Origin of the sequence: Streptomyces sp. NPDC089424 (genome assembly GCF_044749345.1) — a bacterium.
Classification (GTDB): Bacteria; Actinomycetota; Actinomycetes; order Streptomycetales; family Streptomycetaceae; genus Streptomyces.
In genome coordinates this window covers 240656-256389 of sequence record NZ_JBIVHU010000007.1, presented here as the reverse complement: position 1 = coordinate 256389, position 15734 = coordinate 240656, and the positions used below count along the sequence as shown (strand labels likewise).

The window sequence follows — 15734 nt, the reverse complement described above, 5'->3', positions numbered from 1 at the left end:
CCGGCTCCCCGCGCCGTCCGCTTGAGGCGGTCGGACGGGGCCGGTCCAGCTCACTTCACTCATCACGGTGAGTGGGTTTCGTATGCCCGAACACCGTTACGCAACGTGTTCGAATGTGATCTCAGCGTCCAAATGGGGCCGAGCGTACTCCTGTTGCATGCCCCGTTTCAGGTGCTTGCTGAATATGACACGGCGATGATCCGGTCGGACTAGGCTCGCCCGCAGCGCACCGAGTTGCGGTGTATTCGTGCGCCTGTTCCCAAAAATCCTGATGATCCCAACAGTCCCATGACGCATACCCCCACAAGCTCCCCCGACTCCCCGCCGACTGCTTTCAGAGGGCCCACATGGTGAGTGTTCAATCCCCACCCGCACGGCGTGAACTTCCCTACGCGCGCGTGCTGTTGCTCCCGGCGATACTGATGGCCGCGGCGACCGGAGCCGCCGTCGCGCTCGTGACCGACTCGGCCCGGACCGCGGTCGCCCTGTGCGGCACCGTCGCCACGCTCCTCGTGATCGCCGCGGCGGCCGAGGCGGTGCGCCGCGGACGCGCGCTGCGGGACGCGCAGGCCGAGCACGCCCGTCACCGCGCGTCGCTGGAGCGGCAGATCGCCGACCATCACGACGACTGGGTCCGCTTCGGCGAGGAGGCCGTGCCGACCGCCCTGCGGCGGATGGCCGGCGGTGTCACCGCCGTCGAGGTGATCCGCCAGCTGAGCCTCGTCGACCCGGTCTTCCGGGAGATGCCCGACCCGCAGCGCCGGCTCTTGAAGAAGCTGATGCGCATCGTCGACCACGAGGAGGCCCTGCGCGACTCCGCGGCCGCCTCGTTCGTGAGCGTCGCCCGGCGCGTCCAGGCGATCGTCCACCAGCAGGCCAACGAACTCCGGGAGATGGAGGAGGACCACGGCCGCAACCCCGAGGTCTTCGACGACCTGCTGCGCATCGACCACGGCAACGCGCTGATCGGCCGCCTCGCCGACTCCATCTCCGTGCTCGGCGGCGGCCGCCCCGGCCGGCAGTGGCCCCTGCCGGTGTCGCTGTACAGCACGCTGCGCGGCGCGATGTCGCGCATCCTGGAGTACCGGCGCATCAAGCTCGACAACATCTGCCGCATCAGCGTCAAGGGCATCCACGTCGAGCCGGTCATCCACGCCTGCGCCGAGCTCTTCGACAACGCCACCCGCTACTCGCCGCCGCACACCGACGTGCACGTCACCGCGGTCCAGGTGCAGACCGGTATCGCCATCGAGATCGAGGACGCCGGCGTCAGCTTCAGCGAGGAGGCCCGCGAGCGCATCGAGGGCATGCTGGAGCGCGCCAAGGCCGGCGTCGACCTCCAGGACCTCGGTGACGCCCCGCGCCTCGGCCTCGCCGTCGTGGGCCGGCTGTGCCGGACGTACAACATGCAGGTCGCGCTGCGCTCCTCGGCCTACGGCGGGGTGCGGGCCGTGGTCATCGTGCCGAGCAACATGCTGACCGACGAGCCCGGTGTCGGACTCGCCCACGGCATCGGCGCCACCTCCGTGCCCAACGTCTCGCCCGACGCGCTGGAGGGTCCCAAGCGGCCCCCCAAGCGGCGCCGCCCGACCAGCCCGAAGATCCCCGCCTCGGTCTCCATGGAGGACGACGTCCCGGTCGTCACCGAGTGGACCGCGGGCGGCCTGCCGCAGCGCCGCAGCCGGATGAAGACCCCGCTCAGCCAGCGCATCGCCGAGCAGTACGCCGCCGAGCGCGAGGAACGCGAGGCCGCCGAGCGGGAGGGACGGGAACCCCGGCCGGTCTGGGGCACCCCCGAGCCCAAGCCCGAGAACAAGGACCAGCCCCCGCCCGGAATGTGGGTCGAGGCGTTCATGGAGGGGCTCAAGCGACCCACGCCGGCCTCGTCCACCCAGCCGACCGACGAGCCGGCCCGTGCCCAGGCCGACGACGAGAGGGACTCCAACTGATGGCGTACCGAGCGAACTTCGACTGGATGCTCCAGGACCTCGCCAAAGGCGTACCGGGCATCCAGATGATCGTGGTGCTCTCCGCCGACGGACTGCGCATCGCCCGGCACGGCGGCGATCCCGACACCGCCGACCGGGTCGCCGCGGCCTGTGCCGGACTGCAGAGCCTCGCGAGCGCCGTGGCCGACGAGATCCCGACGAGCGACGGCCAGATGCGCATGGTCCTCATCGAGGTCAACGGCGGCTACTTCTACCTGATGGCCGCGGGGCCCAACGCCTATCTCGCGGTGCTGTCCAACATCGTCGCCGAGCCGGGTCTGATGAGCGCCCAGATGCGTGACCTGGTCGACCGGATCGGTCCCCACCTGACCAGTCCGCCGAGGCGCAACGGGAAGGCCGTATGACTCCCCCGAAACGCAAGCGGCGCTCCCCGAGTCAGGAACCCCCACCGCGACCGCAGCCGGCCCTCCGGGACGGCGCCGCGGGCGACGACGGCACGGACGGCCCGGAGGGCAAGGACGGCAAGCCCTCCAACCCCGAGCGCCTGTTCGTGATCGGCGAGGTGGACGGCGACCGCGCGGAGCTCGACCTGGTCACGTTGATCGTGGCGCGCGCCGAGCCGAAGCCGTCCACCAGCCCGGAGCAGGCGGCCGTCCTGCGGCTGTGCTCCGCCCCGCTCTCCGTGGCCGAGTTGTCGGCCTACCTCAGTCTGCCGTTCAGCGTGATCACCGTGCTGCTCACCCAGATGCTGACGGCCGAACTCGTACAGGCACGCGCCCCGGTCGTCCGCCAGGCGCTGCCCGACCGTTCCATCCTCGAAGCGGTGATGCATGGACTTCAAAAACTCTGAGACCATCCCCGGCCCGCGCGCCGAGGACCATCTGCCGCACACGGCGCAGGCCGCGGTGAAGATCGTCATCGTGGGCGGCTTCGGGGTCGGCAAGACCACCATGGTCGGCTCGGTCAGCGAGATCAAACCGCTGACCACCGAGGAGACCATGACGCAGGCCGGCGTCGGCGTCGACGACAACTACGGCTCCGACTCCAAGACCGCCACCACCGTGGCGATGGACTTCGGCCGCATCAGCATCACGGACCAACTGGTGCTGTACCTCTTCGGCACACCCGGTCAGGAACGCTTCTGGTTCCTGTGGAACGGGCTGTTCGAGGGCGCGCTGGGGGCGGTGGTCCTGGTGGACACCCGTCGGCTGGAGGTCAGTTTCGACGTCATGGGCCGGCTGGAGGAGTGCGGCGTGCCCTTCGTGGTCGCCGTCAACACCTTCCCGGACGGCCCCCGTTACCCGCTCCCCGAGCTGCGCGCGGCCCTCGACCTGTCGGAGGAGATCCCGATCCTGGACTGCGACGCCCGCCGCCGTGCCTCCAGCAAGGAGGTCCTCATGACGCTGATGCGGTTCCTGCACTCCCTCGCCATGACGGGCCAGCTCACCTGACCCGCCCGCGCCGCCGCAGCCCCACCCCCCAGACAACGGCCCCCCCACAGTTCCCGAAAGCGACTCGCTGTGACGCCTGAATCCCACTCCACGACAGACACGGACGACCTCGGCATCAGCCCGCCCCCGGGCTGCCCCGCGCACAACCTCGGCCCCGGCGGGCTGCACCGGCTCTACGGCCCCGACGCGCGTGACCTGGGTGCCCTGTACGAGCGGCTCCGCGCCGAGCACGGTGCGGTGGCGCCGGTCCTCCTCCACGACGACGTACCGATGTGGGTGGTCCTCGGCCACGCCGAGAACCTGCACATGGTGCGCTCGCCCACCCAGTTCACCCGCGACAGCCGCATCTGGAGCCCGCTGCTGGAGGGCATGGTCAAGCCCGACCACCCGCTCATGCCGCACATCGCCTGGCAGCCCATCTGCTCGCACGCCGAGGGCGACGAGCACCTCAGGCTGCGCGGCGCGGTCACCGGCGCCGTCTCCACCATCGACTTCCGCAGCCTGCGCCGGCACATCACCCGCTACACGCAGATCCTCGTCAACCGGTTCTGCGAGGTGGGGGAGGCCGACCTGGTGGGCCAGTACGCCGACCACCTGCCGATGGCCGTGATGTGCGAGATCCTCGGCATGCCCGACGAGTACGGCGACCGGATCGTGCACGCCGCGCGCGACATGCTCAAGGGCACCGAGACCGCGATCGCCAGCAACCAGTACATCGTCGACGCCCTCGGCCGGCTCGCCGCCCAGCGGCGCGCCCAGCCCGAGGACGACTTCACCAGCCACCTCGTCACCCACCCGGCCGGCCTCACCGACGACGAGGTGCGCGAACACCTGCGGGTCGTCCTGATCGCCGCCTACGAGGCCACCGCCAACCTCCTGGCCAACGTGCTGCGCACGGTGCTCACCGACCCGCGCTTCCGCGCCCAGCTCAACGGCGGGCAGATGACCGTGCCCGAGGCGGTCGAGCAGTCGCTGTGGGACGAGCCGCCGTTCAGCGCGGTCTTCGCCTACTTCGCCAAGCAGGAGACCGAGCTGGGCGGGCAGCGGATCCGCAAGGGCGACGGGCTGCTGTTCGCCCCGGCCCCGGGCAACGTCGATCCGCGGGTGCGGCCCGACCTGACCGCCAACATGCAGGGCAACCGCTCCCACCTCGCCTTCGGCGGCGGCCCGCACGAGTGCCCCGGCCAGGACATCGGCCGTGCCATCGCCGACATCGGTGTCGACGCGCTGCTGATGCGGATGCCGGACGTCGAACTCGACTGCGACGAGGAGGACCTGCACTGGGCCGAGTCGATCTCCTCACGCCATCTGGTGGAGCTTCCGGTGCGGTTCGAACCCTCGCCGCGCCAGGACGTGATGGAGAAGCCGGGGATGGAACCCGTGCACCGCCCGCGCGCCGAGTGGCAGCTCGGCACCGCCGCCCCCGACCCGGCCCCCGGCGTCGTCCCGGCGGCAGCCGCCGCGCAGCCGGCGGTACCCCCGTACCCGGCGGCCGCCGCGTCCGGGATGCCGGGCCGGCCGTCGCCTGCCGCGCCCGTCGCGGAACCGGCGGGCCCCCGCAGGATGGGCGCCTGGCAGCGGTTCCTGCGCTGGTGGCGCGGCTACTGACCGGCCCACTCCGGATCTCCGGTCCAGGCCGTCAGGGTCCGCCCGCTCCGGAAGGCGTGCGTCAGCCCCGTGACCGGGTCGGTGAACTCCAGCTCCCGCGCCAGCAGTTGCAGCGGGCGCCGGAAGTCACCGGCCGGCACGGGGTCCCTCACCACCGGATACAGCGGATCACCGAGGATCGGGACGCCCAACGCGTTCATGTGCACCCGCAGTTGATGCGTCTGCCCGGTGCCGGGCACCAGCCGGTACCGGCCGAGGCCCGCGCGGTGCCCGATCAGCTCGACCCGGCTCACCGCGTTCGGCTCGCCCTCGACCTCGCGGGCGGTCAGCGTCCCGCGCTCCTTCACGATCCGGCTGCGTACGGTTCGCGGCAGTGCGAGGGCCGGATCGTACGGCGCCACCGCCTCGTACACCTTGCGTACCTGCCGGTGCTGGAACAGGCCCTGGTAGGCGCCCCGTTCCGCGGGCCGCACGGTGAAGAGCACGAGCCCGGCCGTGAGGCGGTCCAGCCGGTGCGCGGCGCTGAGCGTAGGGATGTCCAGCTCGCGGCGGAGCCGGGCGAGCGCGGTCTCGGTGACATGGCTGCCGCGCGGGGTGGTGGCGAGGAAGTGCGGCTTGTCGGCGACGACGACGTGCTCGTCGCGGTAGGCGACCTCCAGGGGGAACGGCACCCGCACCTCGGCGGGCAGTTCGCGGTGGAACCACACGAACATCCCGGGCTCGTACCCGGCGTCCGGCGCCACCGCCGTGCCGTCCGCCCCGACGATCAGCCCGGCCGCGAACATCGCGTCCACGGCTCCGGCCCCGGCGCCCGTGAGCCGCTCCACCAGATGCTCCCGGACGGTCGCCCACGTCCCCTCGAAGGGCAGCCGCACCCGTACCGGGTCCACCCCGTCGCGCTGCGGCAGCGGGGAGGGGGGAATGCGGGTCCTGCGTGTCATAGCCGCTCAGCCTAGGCGCCGGGGCGAGGACGAGGTCTGGGCGGGAGGCTCCGCGGACGTCGACGTGTGCCGTCGCCCGAACGCGTGCCTACGCGGCCGAGACCGTCGCTCCGGTCTCCTGCTCCGCCTCGATCCGGGCGTTCCACTCGCGCTTCGAGGCCTGCCAGCCGTCCTCGTTGTGCCCGAGGCGCCAGTAGCCGGAGATGGACAGGTCCTCGCGCGGCACCTGGCGCTCCAGCCGCAGCAGGGCGCGCAGCTCCTTCACGAAGGCCGCCTCGCCGTGCACGAAGGCGTGCATCCGGCCCTCGGGGCAGTCCAGCGTCCGTACCGCGTCGACCAGGAGTTCGCCCACGGGCCGTTCGCCGCGGTGCAGCCAGACGACCTCCACGTCCGAGTCGATCTTCTGCTCCTCCTCGGGCCCGGAGATCTCCACGAAGGCCCGTACGTCGGCGCCGTCGGGGAGCGACTCCAGGGCGGCGGCGATCGCGGGCAGCGCGCTCTCGTCACCGGCCAGCAGATGCCAGTCGGCGCTCAGGTCCGGGGCGTAGGCGCCGCCGGGGCCGAGGAAGCGCAGGGTATCGCCGGGCCGGGCGCGCATCGCCCACGGTCCGGCCAGGCCCTCGTCGCCGTGGAGCACGAAGTCCAGGGTCAGTTCGCGCAGTTCGGGGTCCCAGCACCGCACGGTGTACGTCCGGGTGACCGGCCACTGGTCGCGGGGGAACTCCTCACGGATCCGCTGCAGGTCGAAGGGCTCCGGATAGACGGCGCCCCCGGTCGGGAAGAGCAGCTTCACATAGTGATCGGTACAGGTGGCAGCCTCGAACTCGGCGAGACCGTCGCCGCCGAGCACCACTCGCTGCATGTGCGGGGTCAGCCGTTCGGTGCGGACGACCTGCGCGGAGTGGGCCTTGCGCGGCTGGCGGGCCGGACGATCTGCCATGACGGCCTCCCTGATCCGATAACTTAGGCTTACCTAAGCTAGCATCCCCGCCCCGCGGACGCCTCTCAGCTGTTCAAGTGCGTCCTCAGGTGTTCCAGTGTAGGAGTCCGACTCGCCGGGATTGTCACGATTCGAGCGTGGTCAGGAGGCGGCGCAGCGCGCCGCCCAGTCCCCAGCGCTCCGACAGCGTCTCCAGCGCCGCCGGATCGCGCGGGGCGCGCGGCACGGCCGTGTCGACGTCCGGCAGCGGCACGTCGGCGGCGACCCGCACGACCGTCGGCGCCACCGAGAGGTAGGGCCGCGACTCGTCCAGCCGCTTGCGCTGGGTGGGAGTGAGCCTGGCCTTCCGGTCGTCGACCGCGGCCAGGATGCCGGCCAGGTCGCCGAACTCGGCGAGCAGCTTGGCCGCCGTCTTCTCGCCGATGCCCGGCACGCCCGGCAGGCCGTCGCTGGGGTCGCCGCGCAGCAGGGCGAGGTCGGCGTACCCACTGCCCGCGACGCCGTACTTCTCGCGCAGCCACGCCTCGTCCGTGAGCTGGAGGGTGCCCACCCCCTTCAGCGGGTACAGCACGCGCACGCCGCGCGCGTCGTCCACCAGCTGGTACAGGTCGCGGTCGCCGGTCACGATGTCGACCGGGCCGGCGGCCCGCGCGGTGTACGTGCCGATGACGTCGTCCGCCTCGTAGCCTGCGACGCCCACCCGCGCGATCCCGAGGGCGTCCAGGACCGCCTCGATGACCGGCACCTGCGGTGACAGCGTGTCCGGCACCTGCTCCTCGTCCGGGCCGCCCTCGTGCTCCTCGGCGACCCGGTGCGCCTTGTACGAGGGGATGAGGTCGACCCGCCACTGCGGGCGCCAGTCGGCGTCCATGCACGCCACCAGGTGCGTGGGCCGGTGGTCCCTGACCAGGCGCTCGATGAAGTCGAGCAGTCCGCGCACGGCGTTCACCGGGGTGCCGTCCGGTGCCTTCACGGAGTCCGGGACGCCGAAGTAGGCGCGGAAGTAGAGCGAGGCGGTGTCGAGGAGCATCAGTCGTCCGGTCACGTCCCGCATCATGCCGTACCCCACCGACAGCCACCCGGTCATGGCCGGGGCGTGGCAGCCGTGATCGTTCTGTGAGCCGGATCACGGTCGTGTTTGCCTCGGGTGCCTCTGGGCAGGCGCCGCCTCGGAGCGAGCCCGGTTGCATGTTCAACCGTTTGCGGCCCTACGGCCCTTCGTCTCCGATCCTTGCCGTCGAGACGAGAGGTACGCGTGTCAGCCAGGCTTGAGGCCCAGCATCTCCACAAGGTGTTCGGCAGACGACCGGACGAGGCGGTGGAAAGGCTCCGCGCGGGAGCCGACCGGGAGGAGTTGCGGGCCGACGGCGCCACGGCCGCCGTGATCGACGCGTCCTTCACCGTGGAACCGGGCGAGATCTTCGTCGTGATGGGCCTGTCCGGGTCCGGCAAGTCCACGCTGCTGCGCATGCTCAACGGGCTGCTGGAGCCGACCGCGGGGACGGTCGCCTTCGACGGCCAGGACCTGACGGCGCTCGGCGACCGCGAGCTGCGCGAGGTCCGGGCGAAGAAGATCAGCATGGTCTTCCAGCACTTCGCGCTGTTCCCGCACCGCAGCGTCCTGGAGAACGCCGCCTACGGCCTGGCGGTGCAGGGCGTGCCCCGCGCCGAGCGCGAGCGCCGCGCCGGCGAGGCGCTGGCCCTGTGCGGCCTGGACGGCTGGGCCGGGTCCTGGCCCGACGAGCTGTCCGGCGGCATGCAGCAGCGCGTGGGCCTCGCCCGCGCGCTCGCCACCGACGCCGACGTGCTGCTGATGGACGAGTCCTTCAGCGCGCTGGACCCGCTGATCCGCCGCGACATGCAGGACCAGCTGCTGGAGCTTCAGCGCACGCTGAGGAAGACCATCGTCTTCATCACCCACGACCTGAACGAGGCCATGCGCCTCGGCGACCGGATCGCCGTCATGCGCGACGGCCGGATCGTGCAGACCGGCACCGCCGAGGACATCCTGCTGCGCCCCGCGAACGACTACGTCGCCTCCTTCATCCAGGACGTCGACCGCTCCCGGGTGCTGACCGCGGGGGCCGTCATGGACGCCGAGGTCCGCGGTGACGAGGCCGACTGCGGCTGCGAGACCGCGACGCCCGACACCCCCTTCAGCGAGCTCTGCGCGATCAGCGCCCGGCTGACGCACCCCGTCGCCGTGCTCGGGCCCGAGCACGAGCTCGTCGGAGTGGTGCCGAAGCAGCGCCTGGTCGGCTTCCTCGGCGACGAACGGGGCACACCCCCCGTGTCCTGCGGCAGCCCGCGCGCCAAGGCGGTGACCGCCGATGCCTAGGCTGCGTCTCGGCGACTGGGTCGACTCCGGGGTCGCCTGGCTCGTCAACCACCTCTCCTGGCTCTTCGACGCCGTCAAGGCCCTCGTCGAGGGCATGTACGACGTCATCAGCGACGTCCTCACCGCCCCGCAGCCGCTGCTCCTGGCCGGCATCCTCGCGGTGCTCGCCTGGTGGCTGCGCGGCCTGCTCGGCGGCCTCCTGGCCTTCGCGGGCTTCGCCCTGATCGACTCGCTGGACCTGTGGGAACAGGCCATGTCGACCCTGTCGCTGGTGATCGTGGCGACCGTGATCGCGCTGGTGATCTCGATACCCCTCGGCATCTGGGCCGCCCGCTCCAGGACCGTGAGCGCCTTCGTACGGCCCGTCCTGGACCTGCTCCAGACGATGCCGTCGATGGTGCTGCTGATCCCGGCGATCCTGTTCTTCGGCATGGGCGTGCCGGCCGGCGTGGTGGCCACGCTGATCTTCGCCCTCGCGCCCGGTGTCCGGATGACCGAGCTGGGCATCCGCCAGGTCGACGCCGAACTCGTCGAGGCCGCCGAGGCCTTCGGCACCACGCCGCGCGAGACCCTGCTGCGGGTACAGCTGCCGCTCGCCCTGCCGACCCTCATGGCGGGCGTCAACCAGGTCATCATGCTCGGCCTGTCCATGGTCGTCATCGCCGGCATGGTCGGCACCGGCGGTCTCGGCGGCGCGGTCAACGAGGCGATCGGCCAGCTCGACATCGGCCTCGGCTTCGAGGCGGGCCTCGGCATCGTCGTCCTCGCCATCTACCTGGACCGGATCACGGGCGCGCTCGGCGAGCAGATCTCCCCGCTCGGCCGCCGTGCCGCCGCCCGGGCCCGCCTCGCGGGCGACCGCCGGGTGTGGGACCACCGCCCCCGCCCGGTCGTCGCGGTCGTCGGCGTGGTCGTCCTCGCCCTGGTCGCCGGCGGCATGGGCGTCTTCGCCACCCCCGCGGGCACCGCCCAGGCCTCCGCCACGGACGTCGGCAAGGGCAGGGAGCTCAAGCTGGGCTACATCCCGTGGGACGAGGGCATCGCCTCGACGTTCCTGTGGAAGGAGCTCCTGGAGCGGCGCGGCTTCGACGTCACCACCACGCAGTACACGGCGGGCCCCCTCTACACCGGCCTCGCCACCGGCCAGGTCGACTTCCAGACCGACTCGTGGCTGCCCACCACGCACGCCGAGTACTGGAAGAAGTACGGCAAGCAGCTCGACGACCTCGGCTCCTGGTTCGGCCCCACCTCGCTGGAGCTGACCGTCCCGTCCTACATGAAGGACGTGAACTCCCTGGAGGACCTGAAGGACCACGCCTCCGACGTCGACGGCAGGATCGTCGGCATCGAGCCGAGCGCCGGGATGATGGGCATGCTCAAGGACAAGGTGCTGGGCGCCTACGGACTGCAGGACTCGTACGAGGTCGTCGACGGCTCCACCCCGGCGATGCTCGCCGAGCTCGAGCGGGCGTACGCCAAGAAGCAGCCGATCGTCGTCACGCTCTGGTCGCCGCACTGGGCCTACAGCGACTACGACCTGAAGAAGCTCAAGGACCCCAAGGGCGCCTGGGGCAAGGGCGACGGCGTGCACACCCTCTCCCGCAAGGGCTTCGCCGGCGACAACCCCGAGGTCGGCGCCTGGCTGCGGAACTTCTCCATGACGGAGCAGCAGCTCACCGGTCTGGAGGCGCAGATCCAGAAGTCGGGCAAGGGGCAGGAGCAGGAGGCCGTGCGCACCTGGCTGAAGCAGAACCCCGGCCTGGTGGACAAGTGGGCGCCCGTGGGCGAGGGCAAGAGCCAGGCGGCCGGGTGACCTGACCGTTCCGGCCGCCGGGGCGAGGGGTGGGCAGCGACGTACACGCACGCGCGGGTGTGTGGACGCTCGCGCCCACCCCTCGTGGTGTCGCGGGCACTCGGGGTGCACCGGGGCGCACGAAAAGGATCCGGACAACCACGCAGCGCTACGCCACCACCAGAGCCCGCGCGTCAACTTCGCCGCACCCGGCGCGACTTGCGAGGCCGCCGGCCCCCTTGTCGGCTCAGGCGGGCGGCGGGAACATCGGTGACCGGTCGCGCATTGAACCGAACAGCGGGAGGCTCGTACTGATCGACCGTCGGGGTCGCGGTCATGACGACGCGGTCCCGCGGCGCACGGCGGCGGCCGGCCCGCTGGACAGGGCGTTCGCCGTGCGGCACGAGGCCGTGGCGGGCGACGCCGCGAGGCCGGTCCGGTGGCGCGAATTGCAGGGTCCCGGGCCACGCTGCGTGACGGCGATGTGACGGCCGCATGAAACGGTTTGCCGACCATGCGTAGGGTGCAGAGAACTCATCACAAAGGAGTGCGCCCGGACAGCGGCGTACGACCGGCCGACGAGCGAAGGAGGGAGCCGGAGCGATGGGCGACCACAAAGAGCAGCCCCTTCGGGTGGGCGCGGCCGTACGGCGCCGTCGTCGTGCCCTGGAGCTCACTCTCGCCGTCGTGGCCGAGCGCAGCGGCCTGTCGGTCCCCTTTCTGAGCCAGGTCGAGAACGACCGGGCGCGGCCCAGCCAGAGCTCGCTGGAGAAGGTCGCCGACGCCCTGCGCACCACCGCCGTCGAACTCCTCGCCGCCGCGGACCCCGCGTGCAGTGTCGACGTGGTGCGCGCCGACACCTCCGACCAGGGGCTCTACCCGCAGGTGCGCTCCCTGGTGCGCGGCCACCACCAGATGCACGCCTCGGAGTTCACCGGCGACCACGAGGCCGGCCGGGAAATCCAGTACCGCAACGACCAGTTGATGTACGTCGCCGACGGCGCCGTCGAGATCGAGGCGGAGGGCCGCGCGTACCGCCTCGGCCGAGGCGACACCCTGTACCTCACCGGGGGAGTGCGGCACCGCTGGCGGGCGACCGTGCCGGACACCCGGGTGCTGGTGGTCGCCGTCGCCGAGCACGTCGAGGCCGTCCAGGACCGGCACCGCTAGCCGTGCGCGCCGTCTCGCTGGTGCCTTCCCTGACGGAGGCCGTGGCGGTGTCGGCCCCCGGCGTCCTGGTCGGCGCCACCGACTGGTGCACCCACCCGGCGGACCTGGCCGTCACCCGTGTCGGTGGCACCAAGAACCCCGAGGTCGACCGGATCCTGACGCTCGCCCCCGACCTGGTGATCGCCAACGAGGAGGAGAACCGCGCCCCCGACCTCGACGCCCTGCGCGCGGCCGGCGTCGACGTGCTGGTGACCGAGGTGCGCGACGTGCCGCAGGCCTTCCGTGAGCTGTCCCGGGTGCTGGACGCCTGCGGTGCCCCGGCGCGCCCGGGCTGGCTGCGGGACGCGGAGGCGGCCTGGGCGCGGCACCCGGTCCCGAAGGCGCGGCGGACGGCCGTGGTACCGATCTGGCGCCGGCCCTGGATGGTCCTGGGCCGCGCCACCTTCGCCGGCGACGTCCTGGCCCGCCTGGGCGTCGACCACCGGTACGCGGACCACGCGGACCGCTACCCGAAGGTCCCCCTGGACGCCCTGCGCGCCACCGCTCCCGACGTGGTCGTCCTGCCGGACGAGCCCTACCGCTTCACCGCCGACGACGGCCCGGAGGCCTTCGAGGGGCTGCCCTGCGCCCTTGTCAGCGGACGGCACCTGACGTGGTACGGACCGTCGCTGGCCGAGGCGCCACGGGTGCTGGGCGAGGTCCTGCGAGCAGCTCGCGGCTGAGCAGCCCCCGTGCCGTGCGCACGGCGACGGCGGTCCAGGCGGCGACCAGGACGACGTACAGACCGATGGCGAGCTGGTCGAAGGCGGGTGCGCCGGTGTGCCGGCCGAGGGCCTCGGCGCCGGTGACGCAGGTGCCGACCGGGAACGTGAACGCCCACCACGTCATGGCGAAGCGCATGCCGCGCCGGCGGGCCCGCAGCACCAGCGCGGCCGCCGCCACGGCCCACAGCAGCGCGAGGCCCGTCACCGGCACGCCGTAGGCCACGACGGGGACGTGGGCGCCGAACGGCGCGGCGTCCGCGAGGTTGCCGACGGCGGTCGTGGACTGCCCCAGCGGGCCCAGCACCAGGAAGAACGTCGGGGTGAGGGCGAGCGGCAGCGGCCCGGTGGTGACCAGGCGGGCGAAGACCACCGGCAGCGTCAGCAGCGTGGCGAGCAGACTCAGCCCGAACATCGCCACGCAGGTCCACAGCAGCGCCTCGCGTATCTGCCCGGCCGGCAGGTGCGGCACGAGCAGCGGCCCCATGGCCGCCGACACCATGGGCGCCACCAGCGGCAGCAGCCACACGGGCGTCGCCTGCCGCCGGTCGAGCCGGCCGTGCACGGCCATCAGGTACGGCACCGTGACGGCGACCGCCGCCGCGCACACCGTCCCGGCCGTGAACAGCACGGCGTCCAGTGCCACCGCGGCCCCGGTGCCGATCCAGTCCCGGCCCACGACGACCGTGGCGCCGCCGACGGCCAGCAGGGCCATCGCCAGGCAGCCGTAGAAGGGCGCCGTCGCCGGGTCCCGCAGGTGGGCGCGCGCCTGGTCGCGGTGGTGCGTCCAGTGCAGGGCGCGCCCGACGAGCAGGGCCGCCAGCAGCACCACGGACAGCGCCCAGAAGCCCGCGCAGAGGGTGCGCAGGCCCGGCAGCCGTACGGGGAGCGCGGCGCCGGCGGTGGCGACGACGGCGGTGCCCATGACGGCGGCGTACCAGTTCGGTCCGAGGTGACGGACGGCGAGGGCACGCCCGGTGGGGCGCGGCACGGGACGGGCGGCGGTGATCATGCCTCCACCGTCGCGCCGGTCGGCGACCGGCACCAGGGACCACGTCTCTATGGGGACATAAGGTGGGGTTATGAGCAGGGCTGAGGGGCAGGGAAACGGACGGACGCCGCCGGGGGCGGGTTCGCTGGCGCACCGGGTGCCGGATCTCGGGGCACTGGAACTGCTGCTCGCCGTGGCGCGGCTCGGGAGTCTGGGCGCCGCGGCCCGCGAGGTCGGCATCACGCAGCCGGCCGCGAGCAGCCGGATCCGGTCCATGGAGCGGCAGTTGGGCGTGGCCCTGGTGGACCGCTCGCCGCGTGGTTCCCGCCTCACCGACGCCGGTGTGCTGGTGACGGACTGGGCGCGGCGGGTCGTCGAGGCGGCGGAGGCCTTCGACGCGGGGGCGCAGGCGCTGCGGGACCGGCGGGACTCGCGGCTGCGGGTCGCGGCCAGCATGACGATCGCCGAGTACCTGCTGCCGGGCTGGCTGCTGGCGTTGCGCGCCGGGCGCCCCGACACGGCGGTCTCGCTCCTCGCGGGGAACTCGGCGGCCGTCGCGCAGCGGCTCCTGGCCGACGAGGCCGACCTGGGCTTCGTGGAGGGCCTGACGGTCCCGGCGGGGCTGGACTCCGTGGTCGTCGCCCACGACCACCTCGTCGTCGTGACGGCGCCCGGTCACCCGTGGGCCCGGCGCCGCCGCCCGCTGCCGGCGCACGAACTGGCGGCGACGCCGCTGGTCCTGCGGGAGAAGGGCTCGGGCACCCGCCAGGTCCTGGACGTGGCCCTGGGCGGCCTGGCCCGCCCCCTGATCGAGCTGTCCTCCACCACGGCCGTCAAGGCGTCGGCGGTCGGCGGTGCGGGACCGGCGGTGCTGAGCGAACTGGCGGTCGGCGAGGAACTGGCGACCCGGCGCCTGGTGAACGTCCCCGTGGACGTCCCCCTGCGGCGCGAGCTGCGGGCGGTATGGCGCACGGGCCACCGCCCGGCGGGACCGGCGCGCGAACTGCTGGGGCTGACGCGCAAGTCACCCAAGGCCAGGTGACCGGGGCTCCCGTGCGCCCGGCCCCGGGTCAGGCGGGCCGGGCGGCCGCCTCCACCAGGCCCCGCATCACCCGCGGATCCTCCCCCATCTCCGGATGCCACTGCACCCCCAGCACCCAGTGGTCGCCGGGCATCTCGACGGCCTCCACCGTCCCGTCCGCCGCGTGCGCGCAGGGCACCAGGCCCTTCCCCAGCCGGTCCACGGACTGGTGGTGGTACGTCGGCACGGTCGTCTCCTCCGCGACGAGAGCGGCGTACCGCGTGCCGGGGACCGGCTTGACGGGGTGCCCGCCGAAGACGCCCACCAGCTCCGCGTGCCCGTCGAGATGCTGGACCAGGGTCCCGCCCAGGGCGACGTTGAGCAGTTGCATGCCCCGGCAGACGCCCAGCAGCGGCACCCGGGCCGCCAGCGCGGCGCCGATCAGGGCGAGTTCCCAGGTGTCACGCTCGCGCGCGGGCGGTCCGGTGCGCGGGTCGCGTACGGCGCCGTAGCGGTCCGGATCGACGTCCGGGCCGCCCGCGATCACCAGGCCGTCGACCCGCGCGATCGCCGCCGCCGCGTGCTCCGGGGCGTCCGGCGACAGCATCGCCGCGAGGCCGCCCGCCCGCTGCACCAGCCGCGGATACCCGGCCGGCAGCAGTGCCGCGTCCAGCTCCCACACGCCCCAGCGCGCTCCCGTCTCCAGATAGGTGCTGACGCCGATCAGCGGTCTGGCCACCCTGTGCTCCCTCGCTTCGCGCAACCGGTGTCG

General features: G+C 72.8%; 15 protein-coding genes. 10 read left to right on the top strand and 5 right to left on the bottom strand.

Annotated elements, in window-relative coordinates; genetic code table 11:
* The first annotated feature begins 347 nt into the window (after window positions 1-347).
* The 5 genes from ACIP2X_RS28240 to ACIP2X_RS28220 all read left to right on the top strand — a co-directional run bounded on the left by ACIP2X_RS28240 (window position 348) and on the right by ACIP2X_RS28220 (window position 5008).
* Window positions 348-1949 (top strand): sensor histidine kinase, encoded by a 1602-nt coding sequence (locus tag ACIP2X_RS28240; RefSeq protein ID WP_401677785.1) that lies wholly within the window; start codon window positions 348-350, stop codon window positions 1947-1949.
* Window positions 1946-2353: a roadblock/LC7 domain-containing protein gene (locus ACIP2X_RS28235; protein ID WP_189699588.1), complete on the top strand. Its 408-nt coding sequence runs from the start codon at window positions 1946-1948 to the stop codon at window positions 2351-2353. Before ACIP2X_RS28240 ends, ACIP2X_RS28235 begins: the two co-directional genes overlap by 4 nt.
* On the top strand, window positions 2350-2799 hold the full coding sequence (locus ACIP2X_RS28230) for a DUF742 domain-containing protein (RefSeq protein WP_401677782.1): 450 nt from the start codon (window positions 2350-2352) through the stop codon (window positions 2797-2799). Before ACIP2X_RS28235 ends, ACIP2X_RS28230 begins: the two co-directional genes overlap by 4 nt.
* Complete coding sequence (locus ACIP2X_RS28225) at window positions 2780-3400, top strand: GTP-binding protein (RefSeq protein ID WP_401677780.1); 621 nt, start codon at window positions 2780-2782, stop codon at window positions 3398-3400. The genes ACIP2X_RS28230 and ACIP2X_RS28225 overlap by 20 nt, the downstream gene beginning before the upstream one ends.
* 69 nt (window positions 3401-3469) lie before the next feature.
* Entirely contained in the window at window positions 3470-5008 is a 1539-nt protein-coding gene (locus ACIP2X_RS28220) for a cytochrome P450 (RefSeq protein ID WP_401677777.1), read from the top strand.
* Here the strand turns inward: ACIP2X_RS28220 and ACIP2X_RS28215 are convergent.
* The 3 genes from ACIP2X_RS28215 to ACIP2X_RS28205 form a co-directional block, all read right to left on the bottom strand.
* On the bottom strand, window positions 5002-5949 hold the full coding sequence (locus ACIP2X_RS28215; RefSeq protein ID WP_401677774.1) for an RluA family pseudouridine synthase: 948 nt from the start codon (window positions 5947-5949) through the stop codon (window positions 5002-5004). The two genes, ACIP2X_RS28220 and ACIP2X_RS28215, sit on opposite strands and share 7 nt — an antisense overlap.
* Before the next feature lie 88 nt (window positions 5950-6037).
* The gene (locus tag ACIP2X_RS28210) at window positions 6038-6889 is read right to left on the bottom strand and encodes a siderophore-interacting protein (RefSeq protein WP_401677771.1); all 852 of its coding nucleotides are present in this window, start codon (window positions 6887-6889) and stop codon (window positions 6038-6040) included.
* Between the two features lie 124 nt (window positions 6890-7013).
* Window positions 7014-7976, bottom strand: a complete 963-nt coding sequence (locus tag ACIP2X_RS28205) for a 5'-3' exonuclease H3TH domain-containing protein (protein WP_401677768.1) — start codon at window positions 7974-7976, stop codon at window positions 7014-7016.
* A gap of 168 nt (window positions 7977-8144) precedes the next feature.
* Between ACIP2X_RS28205 and ACIP2X_RS28200 the strand changes: the two genes are divergently transcribed.
* From ACIP2X_RS28200 to ACIP2X_RS28185, 4 genes are all read left to right on the top strand, one after another.
* Window positions 8145-9227, top strand: a complete 1083-nt coding sequence (locus tag ACIP2X_RS28200) for a glycine betaine/L-proline ABC transporter ATP-binding protein (protein ID WP_401677765.1) — start codon at window positions 8145-8147, stop codon at window positions 9225-9227.
* Window positions 9220-11040: an ABC transporter permease/substrate binding protein gene (locus tag ACIP2X_RS28195; RefSeq protein ID WP_401677762.1), complete on the top strand. Its 1821-nt coding sequence runs from the start codon at window positions 9220-9222 to the stop codon at window positions 11038-11040. Before ACIP2X_RS28200 ends, ACIP2X_RS28195 begins: the two co-directional genes overlap by 8 nt.
* Before the next feature lie 582 nt (window positions 11041-11622).
* On the top strand, window positions 11623-12189 hold the full coding sequence (locus tag ACIP2X_RS28190; protein WP_401677759.1) for a helix-turn-helix domain-containing protein: 567 nt from the start codon (window positions 11623-11625) through the stop codon (window positions 12187-12189).
* A gap of 2 nt (window positions 12190-12191) precedes the next feature.
* On the top strand, window positions 12192-12911 hold the full coding sequence (locus tag ACIP2X_RS28185; RefSeq protein WP_401677757.1) for a helical backbone metal receptor: 720 nt from the start codon (window positions 12192-12194) through the stop codon (window positions 12909-12911).
* Here ACIP2X_RS28185 and ACIP2X_RS28180 read toward each other — a convergent pair.
* Complete coding sequence (locus ACIP2X_RS28180) at window positions 12823-13962, bottom strand: TDT family transporter (protein WP_401677754.1); 1140 nt, start codon at window positions 13960-13962, stop codon at window positions 12823-12825. The two genes, ACIP2X_RS28185 and ACIP2X_RS28180, sit on opposite strands and share 89 nt — an antisense overlap.
* A 70-nt stretch (window positions 13963-14032) precedes the next feature.
* On the opposite strand from ACIP2X_RS28180, the gene ACIP2X_RS28175 reads away from it, so the two are divergent.
* The gene (locus ACIP2X_RS28175) at window positions 14033-14983 is read left to right on the top strand and encodes a LysR family transcriptional regulator (protein WP_401677751.1); all 951 of its coding nucleotides are present in this window, start codon (window positions 14033-14035) and stop codon (window positions 14981-14983) included.
* A gap of 28 nt (window positions 14984-15011) precedes the next feature.
* Here the strand turns inward: ACIP2X_RS28175 and ACIP2X_RS28170 are convergent, their stop codons facing one another.
* Window positions 15012-15701 carry a gamma-glutamyl-gamma-aminobutyrate hydrolase family protein gene (locus tag ACIP2X_RS28170; protein ID WP_401677748.1) on the bottom strand — a complete coding sequence of 230 codons (690 nt, stop codon included), beginning with the start codon at window positions 15699-15701 and terminating at the stop codon, window positions 15012-15014.
* Window positions 15702-15734 lie beyond the last annotated feature (33 nt).